The following is a 14775-nucleotide window of genomic DNA, read 5'->3' as shown; positions in this document are numbered from 1 at the left end:
GCAATCAGAAGCAGGTCAAGATTCACTGGCAGTTCACGGTGGACAAAGCCAGAGATACCATGAACAGCCAGTATGTGAAGGTCAATCCTGAAAACCTAAAATACAAGAAAACTTAGTTTACAGTGTAATTAATCTAACTTCTACCACTTTATTACGTACAAATGTCACTTAAACATCTAAACCTGGCTGTACCCGATGTCGTACAGACCAAAGCGTTTTTTGAAACGTATTTTGGTTTTCAATGTCAAGAGCTAAAAGGCGACAACGTCATCGCCATTCTGGAAGATCCGAACGGATTTATATTGTCGATCAGTAACTTTTCAAAAACCGAAACGCCCCACTACCCTACTGATTTTCACGTTGGTTTTGTACAGGATACACCTGAGCAAGTTATGGCGCTCTACCAGCAAATGAAGGTCGATGGTATTGAGGTAGGTAAAGAGCCTCGCAATTACAATGGTCGCGGCACCATGTCCTTTTACGTCGAAGCCCCCGGCAAGGTACTGGTCGAAGTGTTGTGTATTGTCAATAACTAAATCGTGCCAAGGTATGGAACCGTGGCACGGCGGGGAAGCACTACCTTTTGCTAAATCGATACGCACCAGCTTAGGGAGTTTTTTTATGATTGAGTACCTTGGGGCATAAACATAATTCCCCCTACCAATGCCTCAACTTGACCAGCTTTTAGACGAAGTGGCAGCAGCTCGAAACCGATACATAGCCGAAGTGGGTAAACTGACTGAAGAACAGGCTCAGTGGAAACCATCAACCGATGTATGGAATGCTGTGGATAATACCGAACATTTATATTGGGCCGAACACGGGGGTATCTGGGGCATGTGGCGGGCCTATCACGCCAAAAAAGCAGGCAAACCCATTTGGGAAGGCGAACTGACTAACAAAGGCTTAACGGCCGACGAAATTGTAGCGCGAACCTGGCGCGAAAAAGAGCAGGTACCGGCTATTGCCGCTCCCCGTATGGGCGGTTCGCTGGCGTTCTGGCTATCGGCGCTGGCCAGCCTGCAACAACCTCTGACCGATCTGGCCAACGCTTTAGATAATGCGGATGTAGAAACCATTATCCATCCGCACGTTCTCTCAGGCCCCTTAGACATCCCACAGCGCTTCCAGTTCCTCCGCTTCCACATCGACCGCCACCGGCATCAGGTTATGGCGCTGGGATTGGTTTAAACAGCTACTAAAACGAATCAGGCGAAGATACTAAACTATCTCCGCCTGACTGTAAACTGGAAACCAAAAACTGTCTTATTAAACCTCTTCTGTCTGTAACTGTTTTTCGTAGAGTTCACGATACGCACCGTTCAGCGCTAAAAGGTCCTCATGCGTGCCCTGCTCAATGATTTCGCCATCGTCGAACATGATAATGTGGTCGGCAAGTTTGGCGGATGAAACCCGGTGTGAGATGACTACCGATGTACGGTCAGCCATGATCCGCTGGAGGTTGTTCAGGATGATATTTTCTGTGTTGGTATCTACCGCCGACAGGCAATCGTCCAAAATCAGGATTTTAGGGTCGCGGGCAATAGCTCGGGCAATACTTAGTCGTTGCTTTTGTCCACCCGAGAGCGTAACACCCCGTTCGCCCACGCGGGTATCGAACTGCTCGGGGAAATCAATTACATTCTGGTATAGATCGGCATCGCGTAGCGCCTGTTCTACCCGATCTTGTGGCAAATCGGGTTTACCGAAGCGAACGTTGTTGCTGATGGTTTCCGAAAACAGGAATACGTCCTGCGGCACATAGCCCATCTGCCCGCGTAACGACGTCAGGTTATAGTCTTTAATTGGAATGCCATCAATCTTGATTTCGCCAAACGTCACGTCGTACATACGCGTAAGCAGGTTGGCCAGCGTACTCTTACCCGACCCGGTTGTACCTAGAATAGCCACCGTTTCGCCCGCCCGGACGTGCATGGAGAAATCTTTGATGGCCGTAATACCCGAATCAGGATAGACAAACCGGACATTTTTGAACTCAATCTCGCCCTGAATCGTATGCTCAATATTTTTCTGCGACACAATGTCAGTTTTGATGTTCAGGAACTCATTAATGCGTTGTTGTGAAGCCGCTGCCCGTTGGGTTTGACTGGTTGTCCAGCCGAGCGCCATCACCGGCCAGGTCAGCATATTCACGTAGAGGATAAATTCGGTGATATTGCCGGGCGTCAGTTGTCCTGCTATTATCTCCTGGCCACCCACATAAATGACCAGTACGTTACTTAGCCCGACCAGTATGGCGACCATCGGAAAAAACAAAGAATCGACGCGCGTCAGGCCCAATGATTTAGCTCGGTATTCGTCGCTTTCTATCTCAAATTTAGCAGCCGAATTGTCTTCCTGCACAAACGATTTCAAGACCCGGATACCTGAAAACGCTTCCTGCACATAGGTAGACAACCGCGACAGACTTCGCTGAATCTCCTCAGACCGCTGGATAATTATGTTGTTAACCAGATAGATAGCCACCGACAAAACGGGCAAGGGCAAAAGCACATACAAAGACAGGCGGGCGTTGATGCTGACCATATAACTGATAACCAGTATAAACAGCACGATCAGATTCAGACCATACATAATACTGGGTCCGATGTACATCCGCACTTTACTCACATCTTCCGAAATACGGGCCATCAAATCGCCCGTGTTGTGCTGGCGGTAAAAACTAAGCGGTAACGTCTGGTAGTGGTCATAAATTTCATTTTTCAAATCGTACTCCACATGCCGCGACATTACAATAAGCGTTTGTCGAACCAGAAATAGGAAGAAACCTTTCAGTAGCGCCATTACCAGCGTCAGTACGCCAAACAGCAAAATACTGACGCCAAAAATCTGGTACAGTCCCGACTGTAAAGGTGAACCATCATAGAGGTAATATACATCTAAGGTTTCACGGACCAGATCGAGGGCATACCGAACCAATTGCGCCGGAAAAATGCCAAACAGATTCGAGACGGCCGTAAAAATCGTCCCCAGAATCAGGTACCATTTATATTTAAGGAGGTATTTATTAAGGTAGGAAAGTGCTTTCACAGGTCACCAAACAGCTTTTTTTTCTAACGGCTCAGCCTTCGGAAAAGTTGCAAAAGAGGCAGGGAGCAAGGAGCGGGGCACAGGGAGCTATTCCCGTAAAGATGAGATTTCGCCCAACATACAACGAGCCGCAACCTGGACTTGTTCGGCCCGTGATTGGTTAACAGTATCGTCATGCGTATGCCGATTATATGTATTCAGTCGGTAGTTCTTAATTAATTTTTTAGTTAAGACCTGTAATTGTTCCTGGGTCAGGTTATAGTAAACACATAGCTTGGAATCCAGATTATAACCTGTATAGTCGAAATCAACTCCATACTCTGAATCCATAATTGGTTTAAATTCCAGGACAGAATCATCAGCCATCAGAAACATTAGCGTTTTATTTCGTTCCACCAGCAAGTTATTAATACCTGGTTTTGTCGCATAAAGCACTAGAACTGTATTCTGGTTATCGCGACGGAAAAGAAGCGTCACTTCCATATCTTCAATACCTGCAAGTGTCGATGCACTCCGACCAAGTAGTATGTTACCTGCTTTTCTTCCCCTTAAGATCACTCTTGAAACGGTAACATCCTTCTTTGTAAATTTATCGACCCAACTTCGGCACCGAACCCCTTTCATATCATTTTCAGCTTTCTGAGGAGATACCTTTTGGGCCGATTTAGAGCTTGTTGCTGGAATCAATTCTGAATTGTTTACAGTGGGAGCAGCCATCATTATTTTCTGAATAGCGTCGGGTACCTTACCCGCTTTCAATTGAATTAATCCAGATGTTGACGTATCAAACTGTGTGCGGGATCCATTGATCTTTTGGAACATTAGCTTACGAGGCATATTAGCATCCGTAAGTTTAATGACATCAACATTGGTCAAAATGTCAGTCATTTTTGTTCCCTGCATCATAGCTTCGATAACAGAACTACTCACCTTCGCATTCAATAACTGTAATAAGCCATCCGTCGAAACATCAAAATTTGTACGGGAAGCCCTTATCTTGTCTACTATGATACTACTTGATACTTTATTCTGATACATACTCAGAATTGATGTATTTGTGAGTATTTCCTGTGCCTGGGCACAATAGCTCACAACAAAAGATAAGCAAATGAAAAAGAGTACCCGAAATCGATGCATCATTATAAAGAGAACTTAACAGTACCAGATAGGGCAACGCCCATTTTTAAACTATATTAACTATAAAGGTACAAATAAATACATAATATCTATAAATAAGCGATTATAACTCCGTACTCCTCGCTCCATGCCCCCCTTCCCCTTGCTCCCTGCTTAAAAAATTCGTACTTTTGCACCCATATTCAGTTCTTTATCATATCGGTAGAATTTAAGATTTAGGCGGATGCTCAACAGGCGACTACTCCGAATAAAGGTCATGCAGGCATTATATGCTCTTCGGCAGGCCCAATTTTCTAATCATCAACTAGCCCTCGACGGCATAAACGATCTCTTCCAACCCGACCTAAACTCGATGGAGCCACAGAATAAGCGGCAACTCGAAGGCTACCGAAAACTGGCCGGCGCCCTCTTTGAAGAAGCTATCAAAGCGGCCCAGCCTGCTCAGGACGATGATGCCCCCCGACAAGTATTAAAAGCGGCCAACGACGGTTTTGTCTTTTACCAAAGTCGTACGAAGAAAGATCGGCAGCATATGGCCCAATTGATGATTACGCAGGTCAATGGCATCTACGACGATTACCTGCGGGTCATGCTGCTCCTACCCGAACTGGGCCGGGCCGCCCGCATTGATCGCGAACGTCCATACCGTGATCCCGACGAAGTGCCATTCCCGTTCGAGTCAGATTTGGCCGACAATACGGTTATACAAGCCTTAGCCAGCCATCAACCCCTGAAAAATGAGGTTCTTCGGCACAACATTTCCTGGGCCGACGATCAGCCGTTTGTTCGGAAAGCCCTGCGCGAAGCACTGAAAACCGACGAAACGTACCGGGCCTATTGCAGTCAGCAAACACATACAGCCGATGAAGATCAGGCATTGGCACAATACGTGTTACGGACTCTTATATTCAAACATGACGTGATCCGCGATCACCTGGCCGAAATCGACCTGAGCTGGACGGAAAACAGCGAAGTAGTCCGGGGGTTGGCGATCCGTACGTTGAAGTCGGTGCAAAGTGCGACGGGTTTACAGCTTGAGCCATTGACCGACGACTGGGAAGAGGATGAGTTTTTTCTGAATACGCTGTTTCAGAAATCGCTGGAGAACGATGCTGAGTATGAGCAACTCCTTGCCGAACAACTCCAGAACTGGGACATGGAACGGGTAGCCATGATCGATAAAATCATCCTGAAACTGGCGGTTTGCGAGTTACTCAGTTTTCCAAACATTCCGGTTAAAGTAACGATTAATGAATATATTGAACTGGCAAAGGCCTATAGTACGCCTAAAAGCGGTAAGTTTGTCAATGGAATCCTGGACAATCTTTCCGAGAAATTGCAGGCGTCCGGGCATTTGCGGAAAAGCGGACGAGGCTTATTAGACAATAAATAGAGTTATATAGTCGTAAAACGGTCCGCCGTTGCGGTTGTAAGGTTGTAAAACGGTCTGCCGTTGCGGTTGGTTAATCCATCCTTAGAACCCTAAAACTCTATAACTCTACAACTTTATAACTTTAGTAAAATGAACAGAATTGGTCGTGACTTAACGTTTTTACTGACAGGCATTGCCGTCGGGTCGCTGTTTGGCTTACTGTATGCACCTGATAAAGGAAAAATTACCCGCGACCGGCTATCGTTCCGGTTGTCGAAATACAGAGAGCAGATTAATGCCTTACTCCAGGATTTAGGAAGCTCAACAAACGAACTGGAAAATTCATCGAAAAATGAAGGTCAGCGGGTTGTGAACGACGCCCGCGAAAAAGCCGAACGTTTGCTCGAAGACGTGGATCGGCTGATGGCTCAAATTAAGCAACAGAACGCGTAATAGCTAAGTCGTAAAGTTATAATAGAGTTGTAAAGTTGCCCAGCTACCGATATTGAACTCTATAACTGTATAACTTTACGACTTGGATAACTTTTTAATTATGCACCTCAGAAATTGGCTGTTTGTAGCCATTACCGTTGGCGTTGGGTTTGGGCAGATAAGCTGCGACAATCGAAAGCAAGGGGAAGCCTCCAAAGAAATCGCTTCCGAAAAAATGCCTAAGATTTCATTTGAGGAAAAAGGTATTTATGATTTCGGCACGCTAACCGAAGGGGATACAGTTGATCACGTTTTCACCTTCACCAATACCGGCGAATTCCCACTGATTATCAACAATATTACTGCTTCCTGTGGCTGTACTACACCCGAATGGCCCCGTCAACCCGTTGCGCCGGGCGAAAAGTCGTCGGTGCGGGTACACTTCAACAGTCGGGGCAAAATGGGTCAGCAAAACAAAACCGTTACCATCTTTGCCAACACAGAGCCTGCCATGACGGATCTTCAATTTAAAGCGATGGTCAATCCCAAACCTGACTCTGCTAAAAAATCGTAACTAACCTACCAATAAACTATGCATTCAGTACTATTACAGGCTGCCGCCGGTTCCAACACATCCATGATTTACAATGTGTTGCTCTGGGTGGGTATTATCGGCATTTTCTACTTCTTTATGATCCGTCCGCAACAGAAAAAGCAGAAGGATCAGAAGTCATTTATCGATAATCTAAAGAAGGGGGATACCGTGGTTACCATCGGCGGATTGCATGGTAAAGTTGTGTCGGTAGAAGCAGCCATCGTTACACTCGAAGTTGATAAAGGCACGAAACTGGTCTTCGAACGGACTTCCATTTCCCGCGAAGCCAGTGTAAAACCTGCCGAGGAGAAAAAGTAATTTTCCTGTGAATACACACGCACCCAATGCCAACTCATTTCAGCCGACAAAGGCGCTGCTCTGTCTGTTAGCAGCGACTTTGTTTTGGTTTTTGAGTGCGCTCAACAAGCCGGGTTATACCCTCAATGTGGACTATCCGGTACACTTCAGTTATAACGATTCGCTGTATATACCCACAACGCCCCTGCCGAAGACGGTGCGGGTCAACGTATCAAGCGATGGATGGGGATTATTACGCCATGCCTGGTTGCCATTTCGGGTTGAACCGGTAACCTATACGATAAAATCCCCGCTTCAGGCAACGGCTATCAATACGTCGTTGCTGACAGCGGCTTTGGCTGAGCATATAAAAAAGCTCCACGTCAATTACGTTGTATCGGATAAGCTCGACGTTCACTTCGATCGGCGAATGACCAAAACGGTCCAGTTGGTGGCCGATAGTCTGCACATTCATATGGTTCCGCCCTTTGTGGTGACTAGTGTCATCAACCTGACTCCCCGAAGTATAGAGATTGATGGCCCAGCCAAATTGGTCAGGGGATTGCCCGACACGTTGTGGGTGAAGATTCCCCGGAAACGTATTTCCGATAACTACGACGACGAAATTCCGTTGAATCAGCTTCGCCATCCACTCCTGCACACCAGCGCCGACCGCGTGGCGGTTAGTTTTGAAGTTGGCGAACTCCTGTCTCCACAATTAAAGAGTGAAAGAGCGAAGGAGTGAAAGAGCGGCTCGTCAGTAAGTTAGTCACTCTATTATTCTTTCACTCTTTATGAAATCTCCTCTTCAGATTGGTGTTACGGGTGGTATAGGCTCCGGCAAAAGCATTGTTTGTGATGTCTTTCGGGCGTTAGGTATTCCGGTATATGAAGCCGACGAACGTGCCAAATGGCTTACCGAACACGACCCAATTCTGAAAGCAGATATTAAACGGGTTCTGGGGCCAGAAGCCTATGATGTATCGGGGCATTACAACCGGGCCTGGGTCGCGTCGCAGGTATTTGGGAGTCCTGAACGGCTGGCTGCACTTAATGCCGTGATTCACCCTCGTGTTTTTGCGGATACAGCCTCCTGGATAACCCAGCAGATGGGCAAACCCTATGTGATTAAAGAGGCTGCCCTGATGAAAGCCGCTGGCGACAACAACACGCTCGACAAAGTCGTAGTGGTTCAGGCACCTGTTTCCTTACGTATCGAACGGATTCGCAAACGCGATCCGCATCGACCCGAAAGCGAAATCCTGAATATCATTGCCCGTCAGATTAGCGATCAAGAGCGAATGAAGATTGCCGACTACATTCTCGAAAACGACGAAAGCCAGCTACTGCTTCCACAGATTGTCCGTCTCCACGAGGAATTTTTGCGCCTTGCCGCGAATTAATGCCCTTTCGGCCGTAATTTGGGCTATCACTCATCAATAGCCCAATCGAATGAAACAACGTTTCCTCCTTTTTATTGCCTGTACCGGTAGCTTTCTGCTGGGAGCTTTCATTACCAACGACGACCCAAAAAAACCAATCACCTCCGATGTAGTCGAAGTAGCTTCCCGAATTTTTGGTCTGGAATTTACGCCCTCCGAACGCGATTCGATGCTCGACAACCTGAACAATGCCCGATTGAATTACGAGGCCCTGCGAAAGATCGATTTACCGAACGATATAGCTCCGGCACTGTATTTCAACCCGTTACCAGCAGGGTTTACGATGCCAACCGGACCATCGTCGTTTAAAGCATCGGTACTGACTACCGTTACTCTGCCAAAAAACCGCTATGAGCTGGCGTATTACACCGTTGGGCAACTGAGTCAATTGATTCGCGCCAAACAGATTACGTCGGTTGAGCTTACGCAGTTTTTTTTGAATCGGCTAAAAACCTACGACCCTAAGCTGCACTGCGTGATTACAACCACCGACGAACTGGCGATGGCTCAGGCAAAGCGGGCAGATGCGGAGATAAAGGCCGGAAAATATCGGGGACCATTGCATGGCATTCCTTATGGTGCCAAAGACCTGTTAGCTACCAAAGGCTATAAAACTACCTGGGGAGCCAATCCGTACAAAGACCAGACAATCGATATGGATGCCACGGTGATCCGAAAACTCGAAGAGGCTGGCGCCGTACTGTGCGCTAAAATGACATTGGGTGCCTTAGCTATGGGTGATGTATGGTATGGGGGCATGACGCGCAATCCATGGAATTCGGCAACCGGCTCCAGTGGTTCGTCGGCAGGGTCGGCATCCAGCGTGTCGGCGGGTTTATTACCATTTGCTATTGGTACCGAAACCCTGGGCTCTATTGTTTCGCCTTCAACGATTTGTGGGACAACGGGTCTTCGGCCAACATTCGGTCGGGTTAGTCGACATGGCGCTATGGCGTTAAGCTGGAGCATGGACAAAATTGGGCCAATCACCCGCTCAGTGGAAGATTGCGCGCTGGTTTTCAACGCCATTTATGGCCCCGACCGAGCCGACCCAACGGTTATGGCGGCTCCATTTCGGTATGCTCCACTAGCTACGTTAAAAGGCATGCGTATTGGCTACGTCAAAAAAGCGTTTGAAAGCAATTACCCCAATCGGGCCAACGATTCGCTTACCCTGCAAACCCTGCGTGACCTGGGGGCTGAACTGGTTCCCTTCGATCTGCCAACAAGCGTGCCAGCCAACCGAATTTCGTTTTTATTGGGTGTAGAAGCCGCAGCCGCATTCGATGAGCTAACCCGCTCAGGACGAGACGACTTATTGACACGCCAGAACAAAAATGCCTGGCCGAATTCATTTCGATCATCACGCTTTGTACCGGCAGTCGAATTCATCCAGGCCAACCGTGCCCGCACAAAGCTTATTAATGAAATGGCCGCTCAGTTGAAAGAAGCTAAACTGGATGTGTATGTGTCGCCCGCCTATGCCGGTGGTAATCTGACGCTAACCAACCTGACGGGACATCCGTGTGTAGTACTCCCCAATGGATTTAACGAGCAAAATATGCCTACCAGTATCACGTTTATGGGTCAACTCTTCGAGGAAGGTAAAGTGCTGGCTGTAGCCAAGGCGTATCAGGACGCCACACAGTGGCATAAAAAGCACCCCGTTCTCTAACAGTATGACTGGCTAAAAAAGCAAACCCTTCAAAAACCGTTCATTTATATTGTTGTTCATACTAAATGAACAGCGTTATGAAACGGTTATTGATTGTCATTAGCTTACTAGCCAGTTCCTTCGCCTGCTCTCCCCGCGTGGCGGTGGATAGCAGCAGTCGGGCGGATTTCAATAAATACAAAACATTTGCCTGGATGGACTCAGAGTAAAAGCTGGACAAAATCCACTCTACTACAACCAGTTGGCAACCGAACGTGTAGAAAATACAATGAGTGATGTGCTGCGTCAGAAAGGCTTGACCGAGAATACCTCGCAACCCGATTTAATTATTGGCTACCATTTCTTTGTGGAAAATAAAACCCGTACTGTGGCCAATCCGACGACACCATTTTATGGCCCTTACATGGGCTGGGGCCGATGGGGCTATCGCGGATGGGGTCCTGGCTGGTGGGGTTGGGGAGGTACTCAATACACACAGGAAAAATACCAAGCGGGTACGCTGGTCGTCGATATGGTTGATGCCCGTACGCACCAGTTAGTCTGGCGTGGATCGGTTCAAAACGCCGTGGGTGATCCGTCCCGCATTACGTCTCAACTTACCAAAGAAGCCGAACGTATTGTTGAAAAATTCCCCGAGCGGACTAGTTAACCAATTACCTACTCCTCCTCAGACCTGCTGCATTATGGATTTGTCCAGAAACAGCAGGTTTTTTTGCGCCTGAAAATTACAATTTCAGTCAGTATTAGCTTCATGTTAGTCAACATCTGCCCTAAAGCTTAGCCATTCTTGTGACGAAAAAAACTTAGTGCGTCTAACTGCGTATCGTAGCGATCAGACGGAAGCTAAATATGTATAGCCAACTACGTAGGTATTTGAATATCAACAATTAACCTATTTTTCTTATGGTCATAAATTTAATAGAATTAGCCAAGAGCTATCTTACTGATGGAATGATCAGCCAGGTAGGCAGTATGCTGGGCGAAAGCCAGTCAAATACAAAAAAAGCTTTTGACGGTATCCTATCTGCTATTATGGGTGGTATAGTCCAAAAATCATCTGAGCCAGGTGGCACAAGTGCCATTATGGATTTGATTGGCGAAGTAATGACACCGAATCGGGCAGCGGGTGAAGTCATTACACCTGCTGCGGGCATCTTGGGCCAACTGAGCCATTTGCTGGCTAATAGCGATCAATCGGGCAATTTCTTGTTGATGGGAGCCAGCTTTATCCAACGCATTTTTGGCGAAAAAGCGACTGCCCTTACGAACGGTGTAGCAGCTTATAGCGCTGTAAAACAGGCCTCTGCATCCACGATGATGAATATAGCCGCACCTGTTTTATTCAGCCTATTGGGGCAAAAGATAGCTGACGACGATACGGGCATTCCTGGGTTAGCCACTTTGCTAAAGAGCCAAACCAACTATGTTGAGTCAGAATTTCCATCAGGGCTAGGTTCAATCCTGGCGAGTATTCCAGGTTTAGGCTTTCTCAATAATTTAACCAGCAAAGCTGATAATTTATCGTCGACAATTCGGGAGTCGGTTACGCGCCCGATTGCTCCTGATCCAATTTATACGGATGATGAGCCTTCGTCTGGTGGCAATCGCTGGCTTCCCTGGCTGTTGCTCGCACTGGGAGCCCTGGCCTTGTTTTTCATTCTCCGCTCATGTAATACGGACCAGAAACCCGTTGAAAGTACTACGGAAGCGGTTATCGATAGTACATCCTCTACGATGAGTGCAGCAGCCGATTCAGCGGAGGTGACGTTGGATTCGGCCGCGCAGGCATTCAAAGACGCCACTGCCAAACTTGGCGCCTTCTTCAAACGCAAACTACCGTCGGGTATTGAGCTCAATATTCCTGAACTGGGGGTTGAGAATAAACTCGTTCAGTTTATTGAAGACAAGAGTAAGCCTGTCGACAAAACAACCTGGTTCAACTTCGACCGGCTCCTGTTCGATACCGGAAAATCTACGCTTCGCCCTGAATCGCAGGAGCAACTTACCAACATTGCCACCATCCTGAAAGAATATCCGAACGTGCATATCAAGCTGGGCGGCTATACGGATAATACAGGCAGTGCCGCTATTAACAAAAAGCTGTCGCAGGAACGGGCCGATTCAGTTATGAGTGAGCTAGTTAAACTGGGTATTGACAAATCACGGCTGGAAGCCGAAGGCTACGGTCCCGAACACCCTGTGGCCTCGAACGATACGCCGGAAGGCCGTGCCGAGAACCGCCGGATTGCGATCCGTGTGACACAGAAATAAACCCGTATACTATAATGAAGACTAACTTCCCGAAAGTTCTGAACTTTCGGGAAGTTTTTTTACCCGTTCTACCAAAGGCTGGCCGGATAAGCGCCATCGTCATGCAGTTTTTTCAGGGCGGCCTGTACCGTTGACTTATCTTCTGGGTAGGTTACCCCAAACCAGGCCGACCGACTGCGAAATACTTTGCAATGTCCCGTATCAGATTCAATCAGGTTGGTCATTACTGTCGGAATATAAAACTCCGCCTTGGGCGAATTGATGTTAGCAATGGCATAGCTTTCAAATTGGTGCTGTACCAACGGAAACACACTCGGCTTGAATCCCCAGAAATTCATCGACACCGGTGTTTCAGGCGACAGTGGCGTTAGGCCATCCGCTTCTTCAAAGACAATCTTTGCCTCTCCCCCAGTTTCGGTCTCGTAAATTTTCGTGCGTTCAATTACGGAGATCAGGTTGCCGTTTTCAGCCACTTCGCAAACCCCACGCGATACCGAACCATTTTCGGAAAGTGTATTCTTCACTTCGTAGCCCACCATCGCATGAAGTTGATCATCCGTATCCGTTTTCAGAAAATCACTGATGAGCTGGAACGCTTCAAGCCCGTAAAAATCATCGGCATTAATGACAGCAAACGGAGTCTGGGTGTGGTTTTTCGCACAGAGCATCGCATGACCCGTACCCCAGGGTTTAGTTCGTTTCACAGGACCTACCTCAGCAGGTACATAGGAGTCCAGCGCCTGAATAGCATAATCGACCTCGATCTTACCAGCCAGCTTCGAGCCAAAAATCTCTTCAAAATCCTGACGAAGTTCCTCCCGGATGATAAATACAACCTTGCCGAAACCAGCACGAATTGCATCGAACAATGAGTAATCTATGATGGTTTCGCCGTTTGGCCCAAACTGATCAAGTTGTTTGATACCTCCGTAGCGGCTACCCATTCCAGCCGCCAGAATCAAAAGCGTAGGTTGCATTTTTAGTCGTTAGTTGTCTTGTAAAAATAAGGTCATTACACAGCCCAGACTGCCATAGCGGATGCCCAGATTTGCAGAAGTCTCTGTTTATCTCCTTTAACTCCGTGCCTCGCTGTGCCATAACTCAGTAAATGAGTTCGCCCCAAAGTTAGAAAAAAGGGCTATCGGCTACAGCTTAAACTTAAGTCATATACATTTTGTCTCTCCTAACACCGTTTAATAGAAATTTTTCTAAACAATATACTATTTATTTTAGTTGTCGTTATAATTGTACGCTAAACAATAGTTGTCTTAGCAATTAATTACACGTCATCAACCCTATGCCTTTCTACCATACACTCGGCCAGATACCTCCTAAACGGCATACGCAGTTTGCCAAGCCAAATGGGCAAGGCTTGTATTATGAGCAGCTCTTCGGGACAATTGGTTTTGAAGGTATGTCATCATTGCTCTATCATGTTCATCGGCCAACGATGGTGCGCGACGTACTGGATAGCGTCGACGTAACACCAAAATTGGCTGTCCCGAAAAACATGCTGTCCCGAAAACTAATAGGCTTCAACATTGAACCAGCCGACGATTTTCTGGAAAGCCGGGTTGCTTTACTGGCTAACAACGATTTGATTTTTGGATTAGCGGCTCCCCGACAATCACTTACCAGCTATTTCTACAAAAACGCTGATTCGGACGAGATGCTTTTCGTGCATCGGGGCTCGGGCCGATTACGAACCCTGCTCGGCACAATACCTTTTCAGTACGGCGATTATCTGGTTATTCCGCGGGGTATGATCTATCAAATTGAGTTCGACACTAACGACAACCGCCTTCTGTTCGTCGAATCTCATTCGCCGGTCTATACGCCCAAACGGTATCGTAATCATTTTGGTCAACTGCTCGAACATTCGCCTTTCTGCGAACGGGACATCGTGCGCCCGCACGACCTGGAAACGCATGATGAAACGGGCGACTTTCTGATCAAGATTAAAAAGCAGGGCGCGATCCATTCGCTGGTATACGCTTCGCACCCCTTCGATGTAGTGGGTTGGGATGGGTACAATTATCCATACGGGTTTTCCATTTTCAACTTCGAACCGATTACAGGCCGTGTTCACCAGCCCCCTCCAGTTCATCAGACGTTCCAAACTGATTCGTTTGTTGTCTGTTCGTTTGTACCCCGGCTCTTCGACTATCACCCATTAGCGATACCAGCCCCCTACAATCACTCGAACATCGATTCCGACGAAGTCATTTATTACGTCGATGGTGATTTTATGAGCCGAAACGACATCGCCCAGGGACATATTACGCTGCACCCCGGTGGTATTCCTCACGGACCAGCGCCGGGTGCTATGGAACGGAGTATTGGCAAGAAAGAAACGCAGGAATATGCCGTCATGGTCGATACATTTCGCCCTCTGATGCTGACGGAACAGGCTCTCAAAATTGATGATGGGAAATATTATAAATCGTGGCTGGAGTAACGCGGGTGGAAACCCGCGAATTAGATATAAGATCGCGGGTTTCCA

The 14775-nt window shown here is 47.4% G+C and carries 16 protein-coding genes; 13 read left to right on the top strand and 3 right to left on the bottom strand.

The features are described from left to right. The first annotated feature begins 161 nt into the window (after positions 1 to 161). Together ACYVFD_RS08460 and ACYVFD_RS08455 are read left to right on the top strand one after the other, a co-directional pair. Positions 162 to 536, top strand: coding sequence for a VOC family protein (locus ACYVFD_RS08460; RefSeq protein WP_461089450.1), 375 nt, complete (start codon positions 162 to 164; stop codon positions 534 to 536). Positions 537 to 663: 127 nt separating this feature from the next. Continuing rightward, positions 664 to 1191 carry a DinB family protein gene (locus ACYVFD_RS08455; protein WP_461089449.1) on the top strand — a complete coding sequence of 176 codons (528 nt, stop codon included), beginning with the start codon at positions 664 to 666 and terminating at the stop codon, positions 1189 to 1191. A 78-nt stretch (positions 1192 to 1269) separates the two neighbouring features. Here ACYVFD_RS08455 and ACYVFD_RS08450 read toward each other — a convergent pair whose 3' ends face one another. Both ACYVFD_RS08450 and ACYVFD_RS08445 read right to left on the bottom strand, forming a co-directional pair. Then, a complete protein-coding gene (locus tag ACYVFD_RS08450; protein ID WP_461089448.1) occupies positions 1270 to 3051 on the bottom strand; it encodes an ABC transporter ATP-binding protein in 1782 nt (593 codons plus the stop codon). Between the two features lie 87 nt (positions 3052 to 3138). Further along, on the bottom strand, positions 3139 to 4089 hold the full coding sequence (locus ACYVFD_RS08445; protein WP_461089447.1) for a hypothetical protein: 951 nt from the start codon (positions 4087 to 4089) through the stop codon (positions 3139 to 3141). A 355-nt stretch (positions 4090 to 4444) separates the two neighbouring features. On the opposite strand from ACYVFD_RS08445, the gene nusB reads away from it, so the two are divergent. The 10 genes from nusB (at position 4445) to ACYVFD_RS08395 (ending at position 12272) form a co-directional block, all read left to right on the top strand. Continuing rightward, a complete protein-coding gene (gene nusB, locus ACYVFD_RS08440; RefSeq protein WP_461089446.1) occupies positions 4445 to 5581 on the top strand; it encodes a transcription antitermination factor NusB in 1137 nt (378 codons plus the stop codon). 129 nt (positions 5582 to 5710) lie between these two features. Next, a complete protein-coding gene (locus ACYVFD_RS08435) occupies positions 5711 to 6013 on the top strand; it encodes a YtxH domain-containing protein (RefSeq protein WP_461089445.1) in 303 nt (100 codons plus the stop codon). Between the two features lie 100 nt (positions 6014 to 6113). Continuing rightward, on the top strand, positions 6114 to 6566 hold the full coding sequence (locus tag ACYVFD_RS08430) for a DUF1573 domain-containing protein (protein ID WP_461089444.1): 453 nt from the start codon (positions 6114 to 6116) through the stop codon (positions 6564 to 6566). Between the two features lie 18 nt (positions 6567 to 6584). Then, entirely contained in the window at positions 6585 to 6905 is a 321-nt protein-coding gene (yajC, locus tag ACYVFD_RS08425; protein ID WP_461089443.1) for a preprotein translocase subunit YajC, read from the top strand. A 7-nt stretch (positions 6906 to 6912) separates the two neighbouring features. Then, positions 6913 to 7629, top strand: coding sequence for a hypothetical protein (locus tag ACYVFD_RS08420; RefSeq protein WP_461089442.1), 717 nt, complete (start codon positions 6913 to 6915; stop codon positions 7627 to 7629). A 49-nt stretch (positions 7630 to 7678) separates the two neighbouring features. Next, positions 7679 to 8287 (top strand): dephospho-CoA kinase, encoded by a 609-nt coding sequence (gene coaE / locus ACYVFD_RS08415; RefSeq protein ID WP_461089441.1) that lies wholly within the window; start codon positions 7679 to 7681, stop codon positions 8285 to 8287. A 49-nt stretch (positions 8288 to 8336) separates the two neighbouring features. After that, positions 8337 to 10001 carry an amidase gene (locus ACYVFD_RS08410; RefSeq protein ID WP_461089440.1) on the top strand — a complete coding sequence of 555 codons (1665 nt, stop codon included), beginning with the start codon at positions 8337 to 8339 and terminating at the stop codon, positions 9999 to 10001. A gap of 77 nt (positions 10002 to 10078) precedes the next feature. Next, on the top strand, positions 10079 to 10210 hold the full coding sequence (locus ACYVFD_RS08405; protein ID WP_461089439.1) for a hypothetical protein: 132 nt from the start codon (positions 10079 to 10081) through the stop codon (positions 10208 to 10210). Between the two features lie 32 nt (positions 10211 to 10242). Further along, positions 10243 to 10650, top strand: coding sequence for a DUF4136 domain-containing protein (locus ACYVFD_RS08400; RefSeq protein ID WP_461089438.1), 408 nt, complete (start codon positions 10243 to 10245; stop codon positions 10648 to 10650). Positions 10651 to 10904: 254 nt separating this feature from the next. Continuing rightward, the gene (locus ACYVFD_RS08395; RefSeq protein ID WP_461089437.1) at positions 10905 to 12272 is read left to right on the top strand and encodes an OmpA family protein; all 1368 of its coding nucleotides are present in this window, start codon (positions 10905 to 10907) and stop codon (positions 12270 to 12272) included. A 68-nt stretch (positions 12273 to 12340) separates the two neighbouring features. Here the strand turns inward: ACYVFD_RS08395 and ACYVFD_RS08390 are convergent, their stop codons facing one another. Then, complete coding sequence (locus tag ACYVFD_RS08390; protein ID WP_461089436.1) at positions 12341 to 13249, bottom strand: nucleotidyltransferase family protein; 909 nt, start codon at positions 13247 to 13249, stop codon at positions 12341 to 12343. A 320-nt stretch (positions 13250 to 13569) separates the two neighbouring features. On the opposite strand from ACYVFD_RS08390, the gene ACYVFD_RS08385 reads away from it, so the two are divergent. Beyond that, the gene (locus ACYVFD_RS08385; protein WP_461089435.1) at positions 13570 to 14730 is read left to right on the top strand and encodes a homogentisate 1,2-dioxygenase; all 1161 of its coding nucleotides are present in this window, start codon (positions 13570 to 13572) and stop codon (positions 14728 to 14730) included. The last annotated feature ends 45 nt before the right edge of the window (positions 14731 to 14775 follow it).

The organism is Spirosoma gilvum, assembly GCF_054776815.1.
This window is presented reverse-complemented; position numbering and strand designations above follow the sequence as displayed.

Excerpts from the sequence above, each read along its gene's own strand:
- ACYVFD_RS08435 (WP_461089445.1), top strand. The coding sequence starts at position 5,711 with ATGAACAGAATTGGTCGTGACTTAACGTTTTTACTGACAGGCATTGCC.
- coaE (WP_461089441.1), top strand. The coding sequence starts at position 7,679 with ATGAAATCTCCTCTTCAGATTGGTGTTACGGGTGGTATAGGCTCCGGC.
- ACYVFD_RS08455 (WP_461089449.1), top strand. The coding sequence starts at position 664 with ATGCCTCAACTTGACCAGCTTTTAGACGAAGTGGCAGCAGCTCGAAAC.
- ACYVFD_RS08385 (WP_461089435.1), top strand. The coding sequence starts at position 13,570 with ATGCCTTTCTACCATACACTCGGCCAGATACCTCCTAAACGGCATACG.
- ACYVFD_RS08395 (WP_461089437.1), top strand. The coding sequence starts at position 10,905 with ATGGTCATAAATTTAATAGAATTAGCCAAGAGCTATCTTACTGATGGA.
- ACYVFD_RS08460 (WP_461089450.1), top strand. The coding sequence starts at position 162 with ATGTCACTTAAACATCTAAACCTGGCTGTACCCGATGTCGTACAGACC.
- yajC (WP_461089443.1), top strand. The coding sequence starts at position 6,585 with ATGCATTCAGTACTATTACAGGCTGCCGCCGGTTCCAACACATCCATG.
- ACYVFD_RS08430 (WP_461089444.1), top strand. The coding sequence starts at position 6,114 with ATGCACCTCAGAAATTGGCTGTTTGTAGCCATTACCGTTGGCGTTGGG.
- nusB (WP_461089446.1), top strand. The coding sequence starts at position 4,445 with ATGCAGGCATTATATGCTCTTCGGCAGGCCCAATTTTCTAATCATCAA.
- ACYVFD_RS08390 (WP_461089436.1), bottom strand. The coding sequence starts at position 13,249 with ATGCAACCTACGCTTTTGATTCTGGCGGCTGGAATGGGTAGCCGCTAC.
- ACYVFD_RS08410 (WP_461089440.1), top strand. The coding sequence starts at position 8,337 with ATGAAACAACGTTTCCTCCTTTTTATTGCCTGTACCGGTAGCTTTCTG.
- ACYVFD_RS08445 (WP_461089447.1), bottom strand. The coding sequence starts at position 4,089 with ATGTATCAGAATAAAGTATCAAGTAGTATCATAGTAGACAAGATAAGG.
- ACYVFD_RS08405 (WP_461089439.1), top strand. The coding sequence starts at position 10,079 with ATGAAACGGTTATTGATTGTCATTAGCTTACTAGCCAGTTCCTTCGCC.